The 22,011-nt window shown below is 60.7% G+C and carries 19 protein-coding genes; 15 read left to right on the forward strand and 4 right to left on the reverse strand.

What is annotated here, in order from left to right; translation table 11 throughout:
* Nucleotides 1–72 precede the first annotated feature (72 nt).
* Nucleotides 73–630 (reverse strand): ADP compounds hydrolase NudE, encoded by a 558-nt coding sequence (gene nudE, locus L1P05_RS15715; protein WP_012850068.1) that lies wholly within the window; start codon nt 628–630, stop codon nt 73–75.
* Nucleotides 631–1,087: 457 nt separating this feature from the next.
* Between nudE and L1P05_RS15720 the strand changes: the two genes are divergently transcribed.
* The 9 genes from L1P05_RS15720 (at nt 1,088) to pckA (ending at nt 11,394) form a co-directional block, all read left to right on the forward strand.
* Nucleotides 1,088–3,202, forward strand: a complete 2,115-nt coding sequence (locus L1P05_RS15720) for an IgaA/UmoB family intracellular growth attenuator (protein ID WP_041692557.1) — start codon at nt 1,088–1,090, stop codon at nt 3,200–3,202.
* Between the two features lie 81 nt (nt 3,203–3,283).
* Nucleotides 3,284–3,985: a GMP/IMP nucleotidase gene (yrfG, locus tag L1P05_RS15725; RefSeq protein ID WP_012850070.1), complete on the forward strand. Its 702-nt coding sequence runs from the start codon at nt 3,284–3,286 to the stop codon at nt 3,983–3,985.
* On the forward strand, nt 3,982–4,392 hold the full coding sequence (gene hslR / locus L1P05_RS15730) for a ribosome-associated heat shock protein Hsp15 (RefSeq protein WP_012850071.1): 411 nt from the start codon (nt 3,982–3,984) through the stop codon (nt 4,390–4,392). The genes yrfG and hslR overlap by 4 nt, the downstream gene beginning before the upstream one ends.
* A gap of 23 nt (nt 4,393–4,415) precedes the next feature.
* Nucleotides 4,416–5,297, forward strand: coding sequence for an Hsp33 family molecular chaperone HslO (gene hslO, locus L1P05_RS15735; RefSeq protein ID WP_012850072.1), 882 nt, complete (start codon nt 4,416–4,418; stop codon nt 5,295–5,297).
* A gap of 228 nt (nt 5,298–5,525) precedes the next feature.
* Complete coding sequence (locus L1P05_RS15740) at nt 5,526–6,161, forward strand: 4Fe-4S dicluster domain-containing protein (protein ID WP_012850073.1); 636 nt, start codon at nt 5,526–5,528, stop codon at nt 6,159–6,161.
* Nucleotides 6,162–6,170: 9 nt separating this feature from the next.
* The gene (gene phsC, locus L1P05_RS15745) at nt 6,171–6,956 is read left to right on the forward strand and encodes a thiosulfate reductase cytochrome B subunit (protein ID WP_012850074.1); all 786 of its coding nucleotides are present in this window, start codon (nt 6,171–6,173) and stop codon (nt 6,954–6,956) included.
* A gap of 80 nt (nt 6,957–7,036) precedes the next feature.
* A complete protein-coding gene (locus L1P05_RS15750; RefSeq protein ID WP_041692558.1) occupies nt 7,037–9,028 on the forward strand; it encodes a cytochrome c3 family protein in 1,992 nt (663 codons plus the stop codon).
* 57 nt (nt 9,029–9,085) lie between these two features.
* Entirely contained in the window at nt 9,086–9,508 is a 423-nt protein-coding gene (locus tag L1P05_RS15755) for a rhodanese-like domain-containing protein (protein WP_012850076.1), read from the forward strand.
* 266 nt (nt 9,509–9,774) lie between these two features.
* Entirely contained in the window at nt 9,775–11,394 is a 1,620-nt protein-coding gene (gene pckA, locus L1P05_RS15760; RefSeq protein WP_012850077.1) for a phosphoenolpyruvate carboxykinase (ATP), read from the forward strand.
* 94 nt (nt 11,395–11,488) lie between these two features.
* Here the strand turns inward: pckA and envZ are convergent, their stop codons facing one another.
* Nucleotides 11,489–12,874, reverse strand: coding sequence for a two-component system sensor histidine kinase EnvZ (envZ, locus tag L1P05_RS15765; RefSeq protein WP_012850078.1), 1,386 nt, complete (start codon nt 12,872–12,874; stop codon nt 11,489–11,491).
* Entirely contained in the window at nt 12,871–13,590 is a 720-nt protein-coding gene (gene ompR / locus L1P05_RS15770) for an osmolarity response regulator transcription factor OmpR (RefSeq protein ID WP_005290509.1), read from the reverse strand. The genes envZ and ompR overlap by 4 nt, the downstream gene beginning before the upstream one ends.
* A gap of 338 nt (nt 13,591–13,928) precedes the next feature.
* Between ompR and greB the strand changes: the two genes are divergently transcribed.
* The 5 genes from greB (at nt 13,929) to L1P05_RS15795 (ending at nt 20,411) form a co-directional block, all read left to right on the forward strand.
* On the forward strand, nt 13,929–14,405 hold the full coding sequence (greB, locus tag L1P05_RS15775; RefSeq protein WP_012850079.1) for a transcription elongation factor GreB: 477 nt from the start codon (nt 13,929–13,931) through the stop codon (nt 14,403–14,405).
* Nucleotides 14,406–14,487: 82 nt separating this feature from the next.
* On the forward strand, nt 14,488–16,830 hold the full coding sequence (locus L1P05_RS15780) for a Tex family protein (protein WP_012850080.1): 2,343 nt from the start codon (nt 14,488–14,490) through the stop codon (nt 16,828–16,830).
* A 609-nt stretch (nt 16,831–17,439) separates the two neighbouring features.
* Nucleotides 17,440–17,727, forward strand: a complete 288-nt coding sequence (gene feoA / locus L1P05_RS15785; RefSeq protein WP_015683500.1) for a ferrous iron transporter A — start codon at nt 17,440–17,442, stop codon at nt 17,725–17,727.
* A gap of 98 nt (nt 17,728–17,825) precedes the next feature.
* Entirely contained in the window at nt 17,826–20,141 is a 2,316-nt protein-coding gene (gene feoB, locus L1P05_RS15790) for a Fe(2+) transporter permease subunit FeoB (protein WP_012850083.1), read from the forward strand.
* 21 nt (nt 20,142–20,162) lie between these two features.
* On the forward strand, nt 20,163–20,411 hold the full coding sequence (locus L1P05_RS15795) for a FeoC-like transcriptional regulator (RefSeq protein WP_015462440.1): 249 nt from the start codon (nt 20,163–20,165) through the stop codon (nt 20,409–20,411).
* A gap of 72 nt (nt 20,412–20,483) precedes the next feature.
* Here the strand turns inward: L1P05_RS15795 and bioH are convergent, their stop codons facing one another.
* A complete protein-coding gene (bioH, locus tag L1P05_RS15800) occupies nt 20,484–21,260 on the reverse strand; it encodes a pimeloyl-ACP methyl ester esterase BioH (protein WP_012850085.1) in 777 nt (258 codons plus the stop codon).
* Nucleotides 21,261–21,304: 44 nt separating this feature from the next.
* On the opposite strand from bioH, the gene L1P05_RS15805 reads away from it, so the two are divergent.
* Nucleotides 21,305–21,985 (forward strand): double zinc ribbon domain-containing protein, encoded by a 681-nt coding sequence (locus tag L1P05_RS15805; RefSeq protein ID WP_012850086.1) that lies wholly within the window; start codon nt 21,305–21,307, stop codon nt 21,983–21,985.
* Nucleotides 21,986–22,011: the final 26 nt, after the last annotated feature.

The raw sequence follows: 22,011 nt of genomic DNA on the forward strand, positions 1-22,011 counted from the left end.
TTCCCCCCGCCTTTCCACCAATAAAAAAGGAGCCGTTAGGCTCCTTTTTTATCACCGCTGACTCGCGTCGTCCTAGGCGGTACGGCGCTGTAGATACTCCCGCAGCAGAAACAGCGCGCTCACGTTGCGCGCCTCGTGAAAATCGGGCTCCTGCAGCAGCGCCATCATCTGGGTCAACGGCCAGCGGATCACCGGCATCGTCTCAGGCTCATCGCCCTGCAGGCGCTGGGCGAACAGATCCTCCGCTACCACCACGTTCATCTGACTGGAGAAATAGGAGGGTGCCATCGTGAGCTTATGCAGCAGGGTAAAACGCTGCGCCCCAAAGCCGGCCTCTTCCATCAGCTCGCGGTTGGCCGCTTGGAACACCCGCTCGCCGGGATCGATAAGCCCCTTGGGAAAACCCAGCTCATACTCCTCAATGCCGACCGCATATTCGCGGATCAGCAGCAGATCGTCCCCCAGAATGGGAACGATCATCACCGCCTCGCGGCCTGACGGGCGCATACGCTCATACACCCGGCGCACCCCGTTGCTAAACTCCAGATCGACGGACTCGACGTTAAATAAGCGTGAGTGCGCCACGGTTTCAACGCCCAGGATCCTGGGCTTCTTAGTGGAACTATCCATACTCAACCCGACATCCTAAAGATATGCGTTCGCACCGGCCGACGGCGGGCCCGGCGTGATAAACCGTTTGTGATCGCAAAGGCACCTTGCGGCATTGTGCGCAGATGCTCATATTTTCGCAACATATGTTGCCATTATTTTACCTCACCGGCGATGTCGGACCATAACGCCGCCAGGCAGGAGATTTGTTGCGATAATCCCTTCCCAGCGGTAGGAAAAATCGGACAATACCGATATGATCGCCAAGCGGGTATGTTAGGCTGAGTCATGGGAACGCGAGCGACCCAAAAATGTAAACTCATTCCATAACATATAGTTATATTCGCAATAATCACTGCCGTTATACTTTCTCTATCGTCTTCCGACGGTACGCGGCGTTCTTCGCGGTCGTTTATCCGCGTCGCCGGGCAGAGAAAGGGCAAGACAGCAGCGCGATGATCACCGTGGGAGAGTCGGCGTGAATGTATCCATCGCAGCACTCCTGTATCTTATCCCCACAGCGGTTATTATCGGGTATATCTATTGGTACACAACGAAGAGAGCGTCGCGGTTGTCTGCATCCTTTCCCTTTGTCAAAACCAAACAGCGTAAACTGAATCCGGAAGAGCGCCAGGCGATTGCGGCCTATCTGCGCGGGCTGGATACCGCGACAGAGAGCGCCGACCCGGCGCTGACGCTGCTGCACCAACGTCTGATGCCGCAGGGGGATCGGGTCTACTCCGTGACCCACGCGATCACCCGCTATGCCCTGGCAGGCGATACGCCCAGCCAGCACCGCTACTTCTTGGATAACCAAGAAATCCACCTGCCCGCGTTCTGGGAAAAGTACATCGCCGATGAAAACAGCCTGGATCTGATCAAGACCGCGACGCTGCCGCTGGTCATCGCCATTAATGGCCATACGCTGGCCGAAAGCCTGCATAGTCAACAGCTACCGACGCCGACGCTGGGCGGCACCGCCTCGATCCGCCGCAGTGAGGGCGATCAGGTCGATCTGTGCGGCGTACGCAGAGAAACCCTGGCCGAATATCAGCTGCACCAGCGCAGCGGTGCCCGCCGCGCCGTTCCGACGGCGCTGGCCTTGATTCTGCTCAGCGTGGCCCTGATCGTTCCCCCGACCCTGATGCCGTGGCTGCTGGCGTTGGCCGCGCCGCTTCTGGGCTGGGGGCTCTGGTGCCTATACCGGAAACCCAGCGCCAGGCAGCGTAAAGAGATCCACCTGCTGCGCGGGACCCCCAAGCGCTGGGGACTGTTTGGCGAGTCCTGCGGCGAACAACTGAGCAACGTGTCCGTCGGTACGTTGGACCTCCTGTATCCGCCCCACTGGCAGCCCTATATCCACCCGGATATCGGCCATCCGACCGATATCGAGATTTACCAAAACCATCAGGTGGTGCGCCAGGGGCGCTTTCTCTCTCTCCGCGACGAGGCCACCCAGTTTCCGCTGCAGCCGTGGGGGCGCAGTGCGCTGCTGGGCGCCGCTGCGCTGATCGCGCTGCTGCTCCTGCTGACCACGCAGTCGCTGAGCATCCCCCTGAAGATCAGCACCGCCTGGCTACACGGTGCCCAAACCCTCTCCGCCACCAGCGTGAAGCAGCTGACGGAGATGCCGCTGCAGGTCGGGGATATCCTGGATCTGCGCGGCAGCGGAATGTGCCACGTACCCGCCTTCTATCAAGAGGGCGAGCGCTACCCCTTCATGCCCTTCGACTGCAGCACCATTTATTGGGGCACCGCCTCGCCGATGGCGGAGCCGAGCTCGGATACCATCGATAACGCCGCCGCGCTGCAGTCCACCGTCACCCGCCAGCTAACCGCCGGCGACAGCGATAGCAAGGTAAGCCCGGCTCTGGCCAGCGCCATTCAGAAATCGGGGATGATCCTGCTGGATGACTTTGCCGGGATCGTCCTCAAGACCGAGGCCCTGTGCGCGCAGAAAAACGAATGTACCCGGCTCAAGAACTCGCTGGTGAACCTGGGCAATAGTAAATCCTGGCCCGCGCTGCTGAAAAAAGCGCACGGCGGAGGACTGGAGGGGGTCAATGTCCTCATGCGACCGGCCAGCGCCCGCCAACTGACCAATATCGTCAACAGCGCGGTATCCTCGTTTTACTATCGCGAAACCCATAAGGCAGCGCAGCTGCTGGCGGTTACGCCGCCGGGGGGCTTTTTAATCAGCAGCGATGAGGGACATCAATGGGTCGCTCACCCGCAGCCCAACGTTTCACTGTATGACTACAGCCCGGTCGATCAGTGGCGCGAACTGGAAAATCTGTCGCGCCTGCTGCTAAACACCCCGTTCCGGGCCCACGGCGTGATCACGGAGATCAGCACGGATGCCAACGGCACGCGTCATATCATGCTGCACAGCCAGCCGGATGGGCTCACCCTGTGGCGCTATCTGTTAATGACGCCGCTGCTGCTGGCGCTCTGCGTAACTCTGGCGGTCAACGCCACGCTGTTTGTGCGACGTCTGCGCGGCGCGCTGGCGCGGATTCCGGCGATCCAGCGCTACTACGAACAGTGCATCAACCATAAGATCATGCCGTTCGATCTCCCGCCGCGTCCTTAACGTGCGGCATGACAAGGCGGCGCCAGGAAAATATACTGGGCGATGCGATCCCGCCCTGCATGCGTTTTCCGGAGTACGCCCATGGTTCCCACCCTCGACTGGAATGACATCGATACCGTCCTGTTGGATATGGACGGCACGCTGATCGATCTGGCCTTTGATAACTACTTTTGGCTAACGCTGGTGCCGCAGACCTTAAGCGAGGCTCGCGGCATTTCCCGCGCCGATGCTCAGGCGCTGATCCAGCGGGAGTACCAGGCGGTAGCCCATACGCTAAACTGGTACTGTTTCGACTACTGGCGCGAGCGCCTGGGGCTGGACATTCACCGCATGACCCTGGAACAAGGGACGCGGGTACAGGTGCGTCAGGACACGTTACCCTTTCTTAATGCCCTGCGCGCCAGCGGGCGCCGTACCATTCTGCTGACCAACGCCCACCCGCATGGGCTGGCGATGAAGATGGCGCAGACCGGGCTGGATAGCCACCTTGATATACTCTATTCCACCCACCGCTTTGGCTATCCCAAAGAGGATCAGCGCCTGTGGCGAGCGGTACAGCATCAGTGCGGGCTGGATCCGGCCAGAACGCTGTTCATTGACGACGCCGAACCGATCCTCGACGCCGCGCACCAGTTCGGTATCCGTTACTGCCTGGGCGTCAGCAATCCCGACTCCGGCAGGCCGGAAAAACGCTTTGCCCGCCATCCGGCGATGAGTGACTACCGCGCCCTGCTGCCGGCCATCGTCGCCGGTAGGCCCGATACAGACAGGAGGGCACCATGAAAGCCAGCGCCAAGCAGGAACAGGAGGGCGTCCGCCTGGATAAATGGCTGTGGGCGGCCCGCTTTTATAAAACCCGCGCCGTTGCCCGCGACATGATCGACGGCGGCAAGGTGCACTACAACGGGGTGCGCGGCAAGCCAAGCCGCAGCGTAGAAGTCGGCGCCGAGATCCGCCTGCGCCAGGGCAATGACGATCGTACGATCATCGTGACCGCCCTCAGCGCCCAGCGCGGCGGCGCGGAGCAGGCTCGCCTGCTGTACCAGGAGACCGCGCAGAGCATTGCCAAGCGCGAGGCGATTGCCCAGGCTCGCAAGATGAACGCGCTGAGCATGCCGCACCCGGATCGGCGTCCCGATAAAAAAGAACGTCGCAATCTGCTTAAATTTAAACACGGCCAGTCGGAATGACCGGCGCCTGAAGAGAGATAACTATGTCCCATCACGACCAATTACATCGCTACCTGTTTGACAATCTGGCCGTGCGCGGCGAGCTGGTCAACGCCAGCGCCACCTATGCCCGCATACTGGAAAACCACGACTACCCGGCCGCGGTACGCGCGCTGCTAGGCGAACTGTTGGTCGCCACCAGCCTGCTGACCGCCACCCTGAAGTTCGACGGCGATATCACGGTACAGCTGCAGGGTGACGGCCCGCTGACGCTGGCGGTGATCAATGGCAACCATCATCAGGAGATGCGCGGTGTCGCCCGTCTGCAGGGCGATATCGCCGACGGCAGCAGCCTGAAGCACATGCTGGGCAACGGTGTAATGGTGATCACCATTACGCCGAAAGAGGGGGAGCGTTATCAGGGCGTCGTGGCGCTGGAGGGCGATACGCTGGCCAGCTGCCTGGAGGCCTACTTCATGCAGTCCGAGCAGCTGCCGACCCGCCTGTTTATGTTCACCGGAGAGCAGGACGGTCAACCGGCGGCGGCCGGTATGCTGCTGCAGATCCTGCCGACGCAGCCCAATAACGTCGACGACCTGACTCACCTGTCGCACCTGACCACCACCGTGACCCCGCAGGAGCTGTTTACGCTGCCCGCCAACGAGGTGCTGTACCGCCTGTACAATCAGGAGCAGGTGACCCTGTTTGAACCGCAGCCGATCGCCTTCCGCTGCGGTTGCTCCCGCGAGCGCAGCGCCAGCGCGCTGATGAGCCTGCCGTCCCTACAGCTGGAAGAGCTGTTGGCGGAGCGCGGCAGCATCGATATCCACTGCGACTACTGCGGTAGCCACTACCTGTTCGATCGGGTCGATATCGACGCGTTACGCGCCGGCGCACAGCCGGGCGAAGCGGGCTCGCTGCACTAATCACCGCATCGTCTTTCCACGGGGGAATTATCCCCCGTTTTTATTCATTATTTTATTTTGATTAAGCTAGATAATATTAAACTCAGATTGTCGCCTACCTCTTTTTAATGATCCGCCATTCTTTGATCCCTCTCTCTGTTCTCTACGCCCACGCCTCCTAGAATTTAATTCGCCTGCCAAACTAGAAAATATAAAAATAAAAACAGAATATATTTAATGGGATAATCTATGAAACATTATTCACGCCGCAGCATTATTGCTGGTGCCGGCTTTGTCTTGCTGGCGCCCGGCATACTGCTATCCAGCCCCACGCGCAAACGGCAGCAGTTTGCCCTGATCCACGATCAGTCAAAGTGCGTCGGCTGCAATGAGTGTATCCACGCCTGCAACCAGCTCAACCGGGTCGCCCCCGGCTATGCCCGGCTGGCCATCATCCCGCTCCCCGCCGACGATCCGCACGCGGCTGCGCCGCCCCACTTTCGCCACGGCTGCCAGCACTGCGATCCGGCGCCCTGCCAGGAGGTCTGCCCTAGCCAGGCCACCTACCGCGATGCGCATGGCCTGATACAAATCGATGCCCGACGCTGCTCGGGCTGCGGCTACTGTATCCGCGCCTGCCCCTATCAGGCGCGCTATCTGCACCCGCAGCGCCGCGTCGCCGATAAGTGCGACTTCTGCAGCGCGACGCGCCTGAGCCATGGCTATATCCCTATCTGCGTACGCATCTGCCCCTATCATGCGCTCAGCTTCGGTGAGATGGGCTCCGCGGCATTCGATCTGACGCTGGCGCTGGCGCCCCACTATCAGCACCATCTGGCGGGCACCCGCCACAGCCGCGTCTACCGCCTCACCGCCGATGACTAGGGGCCGCCGATGACCGCCGAACAGCTGCAGTCCTACCTCATGCAACGCACCGTCGTCGATTCGCCCGATGCGTGGCCCGGATGGCTGATAACGCTGGCGCTGACCTGGCTTGGGCTGTGCGCGCTGCTGACGCTGCACGCCCTACTTCACCGGCGGCGGCGTCCCCCGCCAGCGCGGCGTCGCGACGCTGAACGCCTCTATCTTTACCCGCGCGCCCTGCGGCTGTGGCACCTGCTCAATGCGCTGCTGTTCCTGTTTTTACTGTTCAGCGGGCTGTTGCTCCACGCAGCCCCGCTTCCCCTGGCAGCCACCCGCTGGCTGGTGCGCTGGCATCCCTACGCGGGCTATCTGCTGCTGGGGATATGGTGCGGCTTTATCCTGCTCAATGCGCTGGGGGCCAACGGCGTTCACTACCGTATCCGCTGGCGGGGGATCGCGGCGCGCTGCCGGTGCCAGGCCCATTTTTACCTGTTCGGTATTTTTCGCGCCGCACCGCACCCCTTCCACGCCAGCCTAACGCAAAAGTTTAACCCGCTACAGCAGCTAGGCTACTGCGCGGTGATGTATCTCATGGTGCCTGCGCTATTGCTCAGCGGTCTCGGTCTCGCCCATCCCCTATTCCTGCCCGAAGGAACCGCCTACTGGGTATTACAGGGACACCTTTTACTCTCATTTTTTATTTTAATGTTTATTAGCGTACATATTTATCTCTGCACGCTGGGTGATACACCCGGTGCGACGTTTATGGCCATGGTGGATGGCTATCACCGCCGCCACGCCGCAGAAAATAAATAAGCGGCGGCAGATAAGAGAACACAGCACCACTCAATATAACGTTCCATCGCACCGCGCTTTATTATGTCAAGGAGCTGACGATGAAAATACCCACCCGTGTAATCTGCCTTATTATCGGCATGTGCTGCGCGCCATTAATGGCGGCGTCGGATCTGGTCGCCCAACCGGCGCCGCAGACCGAGTCCCGCGTCGACCTCAACCGCAACGACGGCATTCCAGAAAAACCGCGCACACTGCTGGAGTACGTAGGGCAAGAGAAGGATTTCTTCGCCTATCTGCGCGAACATCATCCGATGTTCAAGTACGAGGCCGCCGGGCGCCTGGTTGGGCAATACAGCATCAGCGATCGCCAGGAGGAGTTTGTCGACTTCGGCGGCGGCGATAAATACGCCGCCAAGCAGGGCCGCCCAACCGCGATCACCTATCGGCTCGGCTTTGAGTCTGTTCTCGACTTCCCCAATAAATATGTCGGCCCGGAGAAGTGCGCCGAGTGCCACCCGGCGCAGTACCAAGCCTGGGAACGCTCCCGCCACGCCAAAACCGTCCGATTCCCCAGCGAAATGGTTGAAATTCCCGACGGCGATCTGAACCGCGGCCTGTACGGTAGCAAGGCCTCCGTCTTACCCGAGGGCATTACGGCAGATGCCATTTACGCGGTAATCGGTACGCCGCGGACCAAATATGGGTTTATCGACGGCTGGATGGTCCGCGGAACCTACCATATCGAGGGCGGACTGCTCAGGGACGGCACCGGCACCATGGTTGCCGGCGGTAATCAGTTCTCCCGCGGCTGGGCCCAGTTCATCACGCCGGACATGGCGAGAAAGATCGCCCGCTTCGTTCCGGGATTCCCCACCAAACTGGAGGACTTCGGCTCCCAGGGGTCCAGCGTCTGGGGCATGACCTCTTACGGGGCGTCTAACCGCACCCGAATGCTGTTTCAGCCGGCCAGCGCCTACTGTGAGGTGTGCCACACCATGAAGTTTGACTTCAACAGCAGCGAGGAGTTTATCGCCGCGCTGGGCAAGCCAGAGGAGCTGCGCAAGCATACCATCGCCAAGGGGATTAGCTGCGAAGAGTGCCATGGCGCCGGCGCCCATCTTTACGGCGCCCGCGGCACCGGTATCCCGTCGAACTGCGAACGCTGCCATCAGCGCTTCGCATACAATGAGGCCGACGCCGAGGCCAACCCGTTAAAACCGTTTAACGCCTATTTCAAATCATCCTGCCCCTCCTGTGGCACAGAGGGATCGCAGATGTACAGCACCGTCCACTACGAGAAGGGCATGCGCTGCAGCACCTGCCACGACCCCCATGCCGTCACCGCCAATGACTGGAAGGAGGGCTTTACCAAGACCACGCTGAAAAAACAGTGCCAGGATTGCCACACCGATCAGGCCCAATTCTTTGCCCAAGGCGATACCCACGGGCAAAGCAGCTGTACCGCCTGTCATATGCCCAACATGGGGAGCTGTGAAAACTTTGCCACGATCCAGTTCCCCGATATGGCCGGATTCGACAACGTACGGCGCGCCCATATCTGGAAAATCCGGGTAGACGAGACGGCGAAAACCCTCAATCCCCCGGAGGGGAAACCCCGCACCGCCGATATCAAAGGCTGGACCATCGCCAAGCAGGATGGCAAACCTTACCTGGATCTGATGTGGTCCTGCGGGCGGACATCGTTCAGCGATGGCGACGTAGTCGAAGGCGGCGGGTGCCACAGTCCGGTACAGACGGTGCTCTCTGAGCGGCTGCAGTTTAAGGATCAGGAGAGTATCTATGCCAAGGTGATGGAGTGGCAAACGCCGGTCAGGGACGGCTACGTGCGTATTCGCAGCGGGCTGACCCGCATCGAAAAACGTCTGGCGAAGGCCCCCGCGCTGGCCCTGAGCGATCAGGTGCAAATCCGGCTGCTCAGCGGTCAGGCCCGTGCGCAGGCAGATCTGATTGAAAAAGATGGCTCCTGGGGGCTCCATGCGCCCAACTATGCCAAGACCCGCATGGAGGAGGCCCTGCTGTATATCGAACAGGCTGAAACGATCCTCTCTGGCGGCAAGACGCCCAAATAACGTCGCTCGCCGGATGCCCCGCGCCGTCCGGCGACGCCTATCACTCAGGAGATCATCATGATGCGTTCCCCATCACCAACCGCGATGCTACTGGCGCTGACCATCGTCTCCGGCGTGGCCTGCGCCGCCGATACGCCAGCGCCGGCGCCCCATGAGCCGCCCGTTATCAGTATGCGGGCGGCCGAGGCACTGCTGGGCAAACCCAACGTCTATTTCTTGGACGCCAATACGCCGGAGATCTGGCAACAGGGACATATCCCCGGCGCGATCTACATCAACCAGGCCAACTGGCCGGCGCTGCTGCCGGCCGATCGCCGGGCCACGCTGATCTTTTACTGCGCAAACCGACTGTGCATGGCCAGCTACGATGCCGCCGGCATGGCGATGAGCCTCGGCTATCGGCAGGTCTTTCATATGACGGACGGTATCTTCGGCTGGATCACCTCCGGCCGCGCCATCGAAAAGGCGGATACCGCATAGCGTCAGGTATATCCACGCCCCCTGGCGCTGGGCCGCGGTGGATCTCCAGCGAGGAGCCGAGGATCTGCGGTTGACTCAGCGTCAGGGCGACGTGTCACCACGGGGAATCGACTAATAATTGATCCCGGCGGGGATTATCAAAATGGAAGGATCTGCCACAAAATGGATTCCGCTGAATTTTTGTTTTTTTGATGACTATCTCGGTTAACAAAAAAGCAACCACATACAGTAAACGCAGATAAAAATAACCTACAAGGAGTAGTTCAATGCATGCCAAAGGCTTAACCGCAGCTGATCTCGCCTCCTACGGCATTTCTGACGTTACTGAAATCGTCCATAATCCCGATTACGACCTCTTATTCAAGGAAGAAACCGCCCCGGGCCTGCAGGGCTATGAGCGCGGTACCGTTACCTCTCTGGGCGCCGTTGCCGTGGATACCGGTATTTTTACCGGCCGTTCCCCCAAGGATAAGTACCTGGTGCGCGACGACACCACCCGCGATACCGTCTGGTGGTCCGATCAGGGCAAGGGCAAGAATGACAACCACCCGCTGTCGCCGGAAGTCTGGCAGCATCTGAAGGGGCTGGTGACCCGCCAGCTCTCCAACAAGCGCCTGTTCGTCGTCGATGCCTACTGCGGCGCCAACCCGGACAGCCGCCTGAAGGTTCGCTTTATTACCGAGGTGGCCTGGCAGGCCCACTTCGTCAAAAATATGTTCATCCGTCCAGAGGCGGATGAACTGGCCGGTTTTGAACCCGATTTCATCGTGATGAACGGAGCCAAATGCACCAACCCGCAGTGGCAGGCGCAGGGGCTGAACTCCGAAAACTTTGTCGCCTTTAACCTGACCGAACGCATTCAGCTGATCGGGGGAACCTGGTACGGCGGCGAGATGAAGAAGGGGATGTTCTCCATCATGAACTACCTGCTGCCGTTAAAAGGCATCGCCTCCATGCACTGCTCCGCCAACGTGGGCGAACAGGGCGACGTGGCGATCTTCTTTGGCCTCTCCGGCACCGGGAAAACCACGCTCTCGACCGATCCGAAGCGCCGTCTGATCGGCGATGACGAGCACGGCTGGGACGATGACGGCGTGTTTAACTTTGAGGGCGGCTGCTACGCGAAGACCATTAAACTCTCCGCCGACGCCGAACCCGACATCTACGGCGCCATCACCCGCGATGCACTGCTGGAAAACGTCACGGTGCGGGCGGATGGTAGCGTCGACTTTGATGACGGCAGCAAGACCGAAAACACCCGCGTCTCCTACCCCATCTACCACATTAAGAATATTGTGAAGCCGGTCTCTAAGGCCGGGGCGGCCAAGAAGGTCATTTTCCTTACCGCCGACGCCTTCGGCGTCCTGCCGCCGGTCTCCCGCCTGACCGCGGATCAGACGCAGTATCACTTCCTGTCCGGCTTCACGGCCAAGCTGGCCGGTACCGAACGCGGCGTGACCGAACCAACGCCAACCTTCTCCGCCTGCTTCGGCGCCGCATTCCTGACGCTGCACCCCACCCAATACGCCGAGGTGCTGGTCAAGCGGATGCAGGCGGCCGGCGCTCAGGCCTACCTGGTCAATACCGGCTGGAACGGCAGCGGCAAGCGGATCTCCATTCAGGATACCCGCGCCATTATCGATGCCATCCTCAACGGCGATATCGATCGGGTGGAAACCTTTACCCTGCCGATCTTTAACCTGGCGGTGCCGACCGAGCTGCCCGGCGTCAATCCGGCGATCCTCGATCCGCGCGATACCTACGCCAACCGCGAGCAGTGGCAAGAGAAGGCCCAGGATCTGGCGCAGCGTTTCATCACCAACTTTGATAAGTACACCGATACGCCCGCGGGCGCTGCGCTGGTTCACGCCGGCCCTCAGCGCTAACGCACGCCCACGCGGATATCGGCCGCTCAACGTAAAAAAGGATGCCCAAGGGCATCCTTTTCTTTTTAGCGTTACTGGCCTCTCTGTCGGGGCGTCAGACGCGCTCTTTACGACGCCCGCCGCTGCGCGGCGCGGTATCGGGCGCATTGGCCGCGATCATATTGACCCGTCGTAAATAAGCTCGGATCTTCAGTCCACCGCGCTCGCTGCGACCAATATCCAGCGAACCGTGATGAGCATCGATAATACGCTGAATGATCGCCAGCCCCAGGCCGGTTCCGCTGGTGGTTCTCGCGCTTTCACCGCGGACAAAGGGCTGGAACAGATGAGCCAGATGCGCATCGTCGATCCCAGGGCCGTCATCCTCCACCTGGAACCAGGCACGCGCACCCTCCATGCCGCTGCTGACCTTGATCCAGCCATTACCGTAGCGGGTCGCGTTGACCACCATATTGACGACGGCCCGCTTAATCGACAGCGGATGCGCGTCGATCAACAGCTCGCCGTCGGCCAGATCGGTATCGATCTCACGCTCATAGCCGCTCTCCGCCGCCACGACCTCGGTCAGAATACCGTTCAGATCGCACGCCTCGGTCTGCATCTCCTGACCGGTGCGCAGATAGTCGATAAACTGCTCAATAATGGCGTTACACTCTTCCGTATCCTTGTTGATCGACTCCGCCAGATAGGCATCCTGCGGACTCATCATCTCCGTCGCCAAACGAATACGCGTCAGCGGGGTACGCAGATCGTGGCTGACCCCGGCCATCAGCAGGGTGCGATCGTCGGCCAGCTGTTTAACCCCCGCCGCCATCTGATTAAACGCCCGGGTCACCGAGCGCACCTCCGAGGCGCCATACTCACGCAGCGGCGGCGGAATCTGCCCCTTACCAACCTGCAGGGCGGCATGCTCCAGCTCGACCAACGGTCGATTTTGTATCCGAATAAACAGCCAGGCTCCGCCGATCGCCAGCAGCATAATCGCCAGCGTGTAGCGGAACAGCGGTGAAAAATCGCCCTGATGGATCTCCGTCAACGGCACCCGCACCCAGATATCAGGCGATAGCCAGGTCTTGAGCCAGACCACCGGCGTATTCTTGCTGATTTCAACCCGCACGTCCGTCGGGCCGCCCAGCTGCTGCGCCATCTGCTGGCTAAGGAACTGGTAATGTTGCGCCCAGCGCAGCCCGTTCTCTTCCGCCGCTGAATTGGTATACAGCGAAATGCCAAGCTCGCGGTAAATCTCGCGGCGAAACGCCGGCGGAACCTCCAGCTGGGTACCATCCTCCAGCTGCAGCTTATCCGTCATCAGCATCCGCACCTCATAGGCCAGCACCTTATTGAACTGTTGCAAACTGGGCAGAATGGCAAAGTTCAACACGACCAAGTAGGTCGTCACCAGGCTGACGAACAGCAGGGTGACGATCAGCAACAGGGTGCGGGCAAAAGAGCTGCGCGGCGAGAAACGCAGTCGTCTCATGCTTTACTGCCGTCCGGGACAAAGACATACCCCAGACCCCATACGGTCTGAATGTAGCGCGGATGCGCCGGGTCCTCTTCTACCATTCGACGCAGACGGGAGATCTGCACGTCGATGGAGCGCTCCATGGCGCTGTACTCGCGCCCGCGCGCCAGATTCATCAGTTTGTCGCGCGACAGCGGCTCACGCGGATGGCTCACCAGCGCCTTGAGCACGGCAAACTCGCCGCTGGTCAACGGCATCGGCTCATCGTCACGGAACATTTCGCGCGTGCCCAGATTGAGCTTGAACTTACCAAAGTTAATCACGGCGTCCTCTTGGGACGGAGCACCGGGCAGTTCGTTGGCCTGACGGCGCAGCACCGCGCGGATACGCGCCAGCAGCTCACGCGGGTTAAACGGCTTGGGAATATAGTCATCTGCGCCAATTTCCAGCCCCACGATGCGATCCACCTCCTCCCCTTTGGCCGTCACCATAATGATCGGCATCGGGTTGCTCTGGCTGCGCAGGCGGCGGCAGATAGACAGGCCATCTTCGCCCGGCAGCATCAGATCCAGCACCATCAGGTGGAAAGATTCACGCGTCAGCAGGCGATCCATCTGCTCTGCGTTAGCAACGCTGCGCACCTGGAATCCCTGTTCAGTCAGATAGCGCTCCAGCAGAGCCCGTAGGCGCATATCATCATCAACAACGAGAATTTTGTAATTTTCTTGCATGGTTTACTCCCAAAGGCAGAAAGCCCGGTGCTTATCTGTATAGCGGTATATGGCAATCAGGTTATGGGCCGCCGATATCGCGCGCACCCGAAGCGATCTATTGTCAGAAAAGTCTCTTTATTCAGACAGCAGATAATGGTTTATATTCTAGCCTAAATTGTTACAAAGGTTATTTATCTTATGCTTACGCAAACTTGAATGCACCATCACGCCATTTATTCGCCCACGCGGGCAAAATGGGATAGGCTGTGCTGCGCCGCCGCGCGCAGCGCCTACGTGATAATCGGGCCGCACGGCGCGGCACTGGACGATGTGGCATCCACTTCAGGTTATAACAGATGAAAACCCCGCTGATTACCCGAGAAGGTTACGAAAAACTCAAACAGGAGCTGGATTACCTGTGGCGCGAAGAACGTCCGGAGGTCACCAAAAAGGTGACCTGGGCGGCGAGCCTGGGCGATCGCAGCGAAAACGCCGATTATCAGTACAACAAGAAGCGCCTGCGCGAAATTGACAGACGCGTACGTTATCTGCGTAAGTGCATGAGCATACTTAAAATTGTCGACTATTCCCCGCAGCAGGACGGTAAGGTCTTCTTCGGCGCCTGGGTCGAGGTGGAGAACGAGCGGGGCGATATCAAACGCTTTCGCATCGTCGGCTATGATGAAATCTTTGGCCGCAACGACTATATCTCCATTGACTCGCCGATGGCCCGCGCGCTGCTGAAAAAAGAGGTAGGCGACGCCGCGACCGTTGCAACGCCGCAGGGTGACGCGGAATGGTATGTCAATGCCATCGACTACGTCACGCCATAGTCCGTCCGCGCGGGCTGGCATTTTCCTGGCTGACTCCGTATAACGGGGACTTGGCTTTTATCCATCAAGACTATCTAACGCTATGAATGACGCATTAAGCCGTATTATCGCAACAGAACTGCAGGCGCGTACTGAGCAGGTTGACGCTGCCGTCCGCCTGCTGGACGAAGGCAATACCGTGCCGTTTATCGCACGCTACCGCAAAGAAGTCACCGGCGGGCTGGACGATACACAGCTGCGTCAGCTGGAGAGCCGCCTGATTTACCTGCATGAGCTGGAGGAGCGCCGCGCCACCATCCTTAAGTCGATCGCAGAGCAGGGTAAGCTGGATGCGCCGCTGGAAAGCGCCCTCCGTGCCACCCAAAGCAAAACCGAACTGGAAGACCTCTACCTCCCCTATAAGCCGAAACGGCGCACCCGGGGGCAAATCGCCATCGAGGCCGGGCTGGAGCCGCTGGCCGATACGCTGTGGCAGCAGCCGCAGCACGATCCGCAGACCCTGGCGCTACAGTATATCGACGCCGAAAAAGGGGTGGCCGATACCAAGGCGGCGCTGGACGGCGCCCGCTATATCCTGATGGAGCGCTTTGCCGAAGACGCCGCGCTGCTGGGCAAAGTGCGCGACTACCTGTGGAAAAATGCCCATCTGGTCTCTCGGGTCAATGAAGGCAAAGAGGAGGAAGGCGCCAAGTTCCGCGACTACTTCGACCACCATGAGCCCCTCGCCGCCGTGCCCTCCCACCGAGCGCTGGCGATGTTCCGTGGACGCAACGAGGGCATTTTACAGATCTCCCTCAACCCCGATCCGCAGTACGACGAGCCGCCGAAAGAGAGCTACGGTGAACAGATTATCTGCGATCACCTCAGGCTACGATTGACGCAGGCGCCGGCGGATGCCTGGCGCAAGGCCGTGGTCAGCTGGACCTGGCGCATCAAGGTGCTGCTGCACCTGGAAACCGAGCTGATGGGCACCCTGCGCGAGCGGGCGGAGGATGAGGCCATCAACGTATTCGCCCGCAATCTGCACGATCTGCTGATGGCGGCGCCGGCCGGGCTGCGCGCGACCATGGGGCTGGATCCCGGTCTGCGTACCGGGGTCAAGGTCGCCGTCGTCGATGCCACCGGTAAGCTGGTTGCCACCGATACCATTTATCCGCATACCGGTCAGGCGGCCAAGGCGGCCGTCAGCGTGGCTAACCTGTGCCAAAAACATAGCGTCGAACTGGTGGCCATCGGCAACGGCACGGCGTCGCGCGAGACGGATCGCTTCTATGCCGACGTGCAGCGTCAGTTCCCGCAGGTGACGGCGCAGAAGGTGATCGTCAGCGAGGCGGGCGCCTCGGTCTACTCCGCCTCCGAGCTGGCGGCGCAGGAGTTTCCCGACCTGGATGTCTCCCTGCGCGGCGCCGTCTCTATCGCCCGTCGCCTGCAGGATCCGCTGGCGGAGCTGGTGAAGATCGATCCTAAATCCATCGGTGTGGGCCAGTACCAGCACGACGTCAGCCAAAGCCTCCTTGCCCGTAAGCTGGATGCCGTGGTGGAGGACTGCGTCAACGCCGTAGGCGTCGACCTGAACACCGCTTCGGTCGCGCTGCTGACTCGGGTAGCGGGCTTGAGCCGCCTGATGGCTCAGAACATCGTCAGCTGGCGCGACGCCAACGGCCGTTTTACCAATCGCGAACAGCTGCTTAAGGTCAGCCGACTGGGGCCCAAAGCCTTCGAGCAGTGCGCAGGCTTCCTGCGGATCACCCACGGAGATAACCCGCTGGATGCCTCGACGGTGCACCCGGAGGCCTACCCGGTGGTTGAGCGGATCTTGGCGAAAACCGAGCAGAGCCTGGCGATGCTGATGGGCAACCCCGATGCGCTGCGCGGCCTGAGCCCGAAAGCCTTCACCGATGAGCGTTTCGGGGTTCCGACCGTCAGCGACATTCTGCGTGAGCTAGAAAAGCCGGGGCGCGACCCGCGTCCGGAGTTTAAAACCGCCACGTTTGCCGAGGGGGTCGAAACCCTGGCCGACCTCAGCGTCGGGATGATCCTGGAGGGAACGGTCACCAACGTCACCAACTTTGGCGCCTTTGTCGATATCGGCGTACATCAGGACGGCCTGGTGCATATCTCCTCTCTCGCCCATAAGTTTGTTGACGATCCGCACAAGGTGGTTAAAGCCGGCGACATCGTTAAGGTGAAAGTCCTTGAGGTCGATCAGGCTCGCCGACGCATCGCCCTGACCATGCGTCTGGATGAGCAGCCCGGCGAAGGCGGAGGCCGACGCTCGTCGGCCGATCGCAGCAGCGGTGAACGCCCCCGTCCGGGACAGCGTCCGGCACGCACGGGCCAAGGACGCACTGAACGCGCGGGAAACAGCGGCAACAGCGCCATGGGGGATGCCCTGGCGGCAGCGCTGGGCAAAAACAAGCGCTGACGGCGACGTCACGCCCCCCGCCGTGGGGGCGTGATGCTCATCACATAATGCAAATCTAAATGAGACTTCATCGCAATTTCATAATCTTCCCCCGCCGTCCGCCGCGCGGAAAGGTAATGAAAATGTTACGTAAAGTTACCCGATACTGCGTACCTCCCGCCCTGACGCTGGCCGCCACTCCGTGCACTGCGCCTTTTCATCCGCGGAACCAATAATTCATATCAATATGATATCAATGAATAAATCATCAAAATGACACTCTCCCGTCGCCGCTCTCGGCGGCAAGCAGCAGGCGATGGCGTCGACGCCCCTCAATCCCACACAAAAAATAGGCACATTCCATTAACCATTTTAACGAATGATTCTCATTTGCGGACTGTTTAAAATAGTGCTAAAACACAGCGATAGTAAGGACGATGGCCGCTTTAGCGTACGGCGCGTCGTTGACGTAAGCCGCGCGACGTTCGGCTTGAAACACAGATGAAAACGATTATCAGTTTTATTATACTGCGTGTTCACCCAGGCGCCCTCTCCAGCCAACACCATGCCGCCGGCGCCCCCGAGTGAAGGCTCAGCGCAATGACTGTCGTAATAAGTAAGAAGGTTTATATGCATCGGCTTCTTCCGGGTCATCAATACAAAATATTGGGCTTTTCACCGAATATCAGTCCGGCCTACCGTCAAAAGCTGCTCTCGCTGGGATTCCTGCCCGGCTCGCCGTTTACGGTGGTGCGTATCGCGCCGCTGGGCGATCCCATTGAGGTCAAGGCGCGCCGGGTCAGCCTGGTGCTGCGTAAGAAAGATCTCGCGCTGCTGAATATTGAACCGATGGGCGAGCCGCAGCCTGCGCCGCAGAGCGCGGCCGTCGCCGCCATCGGCGCGCAGCAGCGCGCCTAAACGCACCGCATAGCCACCTTCATCGGCCTATGCTCAAGGGATAGCGCGGGCGCTTCACGCCCGTGCCAGTGTCTGTCTTCGCCAAAAAACAGTAAATTATGAAACAATTGACCATTGGGTTAATCGGTAACCCCAACTCAGGGAAAACCACGCTGTTCAACCAGCTGACCGGTGCGCGCCAGCGCGTAGGCAACTGGGCCGGCGTCACCGTCGAACGTAAAGAGGGGCAGTTCGCAACGCCCCAGCATCAGGTCAAGCTGGTCGATCTGCCCGGCACCTATTCGCTGACCACTATCTCCGAGCAGACCTCGCTGGATGAACAGATCGCCTGTCACTACATCCTCAGCGGCGATGCGGACCTGATCGTCAACGTGGTGGATGCCGCGAACCTAGAGCGCAACCTTTACCTGACGCTCCAGCTGCTGGAGCTGGGCATCCCCTGCATCGTCGCACTCAACATGCTGGATATCGCCCGTAGCCAGCAGATTGAGATCGACATCGACGCCCTCTCCAAGCGCCTGGGTTGCCCGGTAATCCCGATGGTCTCTACCCGCAGCGAAGGGATCTGCGCCCTGAAGCGAGCCATCGACATGCCGCCGGTCTGTGCGGTGGAGGCGCTGGTTGATTATCCCCCGCTGCTGCTGAGCCAGGTCGATCGCCTATCGCAGGTGATGCCCGACTCCCTGACCATGCAGCAGCGCCGCTGGATTGCCCTGCAGCTGCTGGAGGGTGATATCTACAGCTCTTCGCGGGCCAGCAACGCGCTGGCGTTGCTACCGGAGGTGCGCGATACCCTACAGCGTACCCTGAACGAAGATCCTGCGCTGATCATCGCCAACGCCCGCTACCAAAGCATCACCGACATCTGCGATGCCGTCAGCAATAGCCAGCAGGCGCAGCCCAACCGCCTGACGGAAAAGCTCGACCGGGTGATCCTAAACCGCTGGCTGGGGATCCCCATCTTCCTGCTGGTGATGTACCTGATGTTCCTGCTGGCCATCAACATCGGCGGCGCGCTGCAGCCGCTGTTTGACATTGGCTCCGCCACCCTGTTTATTCAGGGGATCCAGTGGCTGGGGGCAACCCTGAACTTCCCCGACTGGCTAACCATTTTCCTGGCCCAAGGGGTCGGCGGCGGGATCAATACCGTACTGCCGCTGGTGCCGCAGATCGGCATGATGTACCTGTTCCTCTCCTTCCTGGAGGACTCTGGCTACATGGCCCGCGCGGCGTTCGTCGTTGACCGGATGATGCAGGCGCTGGGGCTGCCCGGGAAATCCTTTGTCCCGCTGATCGTCGGATTCGGCTGTAACGTGCCCTCCGTGATGGGGGCGCGAACCCTGGATGCACCGCGTGAGCGGCTGATCACCGTACTGATGGCGCCCTTTATGTCCTGCGGCGCACGACTGGCCATCTTTGCCGTCTTCTCCGCCGCCTTCTTTGGTCAGAACGGCGCATTCGTCGTGTTCTCGCTGTACCTGCTGGGTATCGTGATGGCCATTCTGACCGGGCTGATGCTGAAGCATACCCTGATGCGCGGCGAGTCCTCGCCGTTCGTGATGGAGATGCCGGTCTACCACGTGCCGCATCTCAAAAGCCTGCTGCTGCAGACCTGGCAGCGTCTGAAGGGATTTGTGATTCGCGCCGGACGCGTGATCATCATCGTCAGTATCTTTATCGGCGCGCTGAACAGCTTCTCCTTCAGCGGTAAGCCGGTCAGCGATCTCAACGACTCCGCGCTGGCCACGACCAGTAAGGTGTTAACGCCGCTGCTGCAGCCGATTGGCGTGAAAGAGGATAACTGGCAGGCCACCGTCGGTCTGGTGACCGGTGCCATGGCCAAAGAGGTGGTCGTCGGCACCCTGAACACCCTGTATACCGCCGAGCATATCAATGAAGAGACGTTCGATCCGCAGAGCTATAGCCTGGCCGGCGGCCTGAAAGAGGCGCTGGATGAGACGTGGCAAGGGCTGAAGGATACCTTCAGTATCAGCGTTCTCTCCAACCCCATCGAAGCCAGCAAGGGCGACGGTGAAATGGGCAACGGTTCCATGGGGGTCATGAGCAGCAAATTTGGCAGCGCCAGCGCCGCCTATGCCTACCTGATCTTCGTGCTGCTGTACGTCCCCTGCGTATCGGTCATGGGCGCTATCGCCCGTGAAAGCAGCCGCGGCTGGATGCTGTTCTCCATCGGCTGGGGGCTGAACGTAGCCTATTCGCTGGCGACCCTGTACTACCAGGCGGTCAACTTCAGCGCCCATCCGGACTACAGCCTGATCGCCATCAGCGTCGTCATACTGTTTAACCTGGCGCTGCTGATCGTTCTGCGCCGCTCTCGCGAGCGGGTCACCGTGCGCATGAGCAACGCCGCCAGCGCCAGCTGCTGCTGCAATAATAGCGGCAGCTGCCACTGATCACCCTAACGGAGCGCCATGATGACCACCTTACTGCAAGTCCGGGATACCGTCGCGCTGCATGGACGCATTGAGCTACAGCGCCTGTGTCGTGAGGTCGGCGGTACGCCGGCCCTGGTACGCGCCATGCTGGAGCGTCTGGAGCACATGGGATGTGTGGAAAAGGTCGATGATATGGATAGCGGGTGCCTGAGCGGCAGCTGTAAAGGCTGTCCCGAAGCGCAGAAAAAATGTGAAACCGTCGTCTACCGGATACGCACGCTGCACTAAACGCGCGCCGTAGCCATTGACGCCCCTCGACAGGCAGCCGCAGATGCGGCTGCTTTTTTTTGTCTCAGCCCATTATGCCGACGCCTCGCCAGCAAAATCGCACAGCGCGGCGCAAAAGGGCGCAGGGTGGGAGATAAAGGGGGCGTGGGCGGCGCCGGGAATAATCAGCGAGCGGCCGCGCGGGCTGAGCGCATCCACCAGCGGCGCCACTCGGCGCGGAACCAGACCGTCCAGCGCACCATAGAGGCGCAGCCACAGCGGCGCCAGCGTCGCCAGCTGCGAGCGCAGATCGGTTTCGCGCAGCAGGGACAGCCCCCCGTTCAAGACCGCCGCCGACGGCATCGGCTGCGCCAGCACCACCGACTTCAGCGCGCGGGCATCCTGCCGGGCGCTGTCGGTCCCCAGCGTCTGCAGCGCCAGAAAACGCTCCACCGTACGCTGAAAATCATCGCGCAGCTGTGATTGAAAATGGTGCAGCACATCGTCGCGGATCCCCGGCCACGCCGTCTGTGCCGTGAAACAGGGCGAGGAGGCGACGGTGATTAAGCCGCTGACCCGCTGCGGGTGATGCAGGGCCGCCTGGGTGGCGACGAGTCCCCCCAGCGACCAGCCCAGCCATAGCGCCCGCGCCGGCGCCTGCGCCAGCACCCGCTGCGTCATCTCCGCCAGCGAATAGGGCGTATCGCCGCCGCTACGCCCATAGCCGGGCAGATCGACCAGGTGCAGGCGAAACTGCGCGGAGAGCAGGGGAACAATGCAACGCCACACTTCGGCATTCAGCCCCCAGCCGTGCAGCAGCACAAGATCGCGTTTACCCGCGCCGCAGGTATGCCAAAACAGCGCACTCATCGGTTATGGTCTCCTTTTACCTTAGACCTTTCAGGACGGAGCCTATGGTATCACTTCACGGACGCTGCGCGATCTGCCGCCTCCCCCTGCGGGCGCCGGTCGGTATCTGTAGCGCCTGCCGTCGGGCGTTGCCCATACCGCCCCCCTGCTGTCCCCGCTGCGGCCTGCCCAGCGCAGATACCCAGCGCCCCTGCGGCCGCTGCCTGCTGCGCCCGCCGCTCTGGCAGCGACTGACGTTTGTCAGCGACTATCTGCCGCCGCTGGCGCCGCTGGTACAGCGCTTGAAATACCGCGCGGAGTGGCCGCTGGCCGTGCCGTTGGCCCGGCTGATGCTGCTGCACTACCTGCAGGATCGCCGCCGCGCGCCGCGGGCGCGCCCCGAGCTCATCCTGCCGGTGCCGCTGCACCGCCTGCGCCACTGGCAGCGCGGCTACAACCAGGCCGCCGAACTGGCCCGCTGGCTGGCGCGCTGGCTACAGGCCGAGTTCCGCCCCCAGTGGCTCTGGCGCACCCGGCGTACCCCACCCCAGCAAGGGCTCAGCGCAGCGCAGCGGCGGCGCAACCTGCGCGGCGCCTTCGCCGCGCACCGGGGGCTGGCCGGGCGACGGGTGCTGCTGGTCGACGATGTGATCACCACCAGCAGCACCCTGAGCGAAATATCCCGCCTGCTGATCGCACAGGGTGTGATGTCGGTAGAGACGATCTGCCTGTGCCGCACCTTGTGAGCATTTTACGATCGGCGTATTATAAC

This window comes from Edwardsiella piscicida (assembly GCF_021733145.1).
Classification (GTDB): Bacteria; Pseudomonadota; Gammaproteobacteria; order Enterobacterales; family Enterobacteriaceae; genus Edwardsiella; species Edwardsiella piscicida.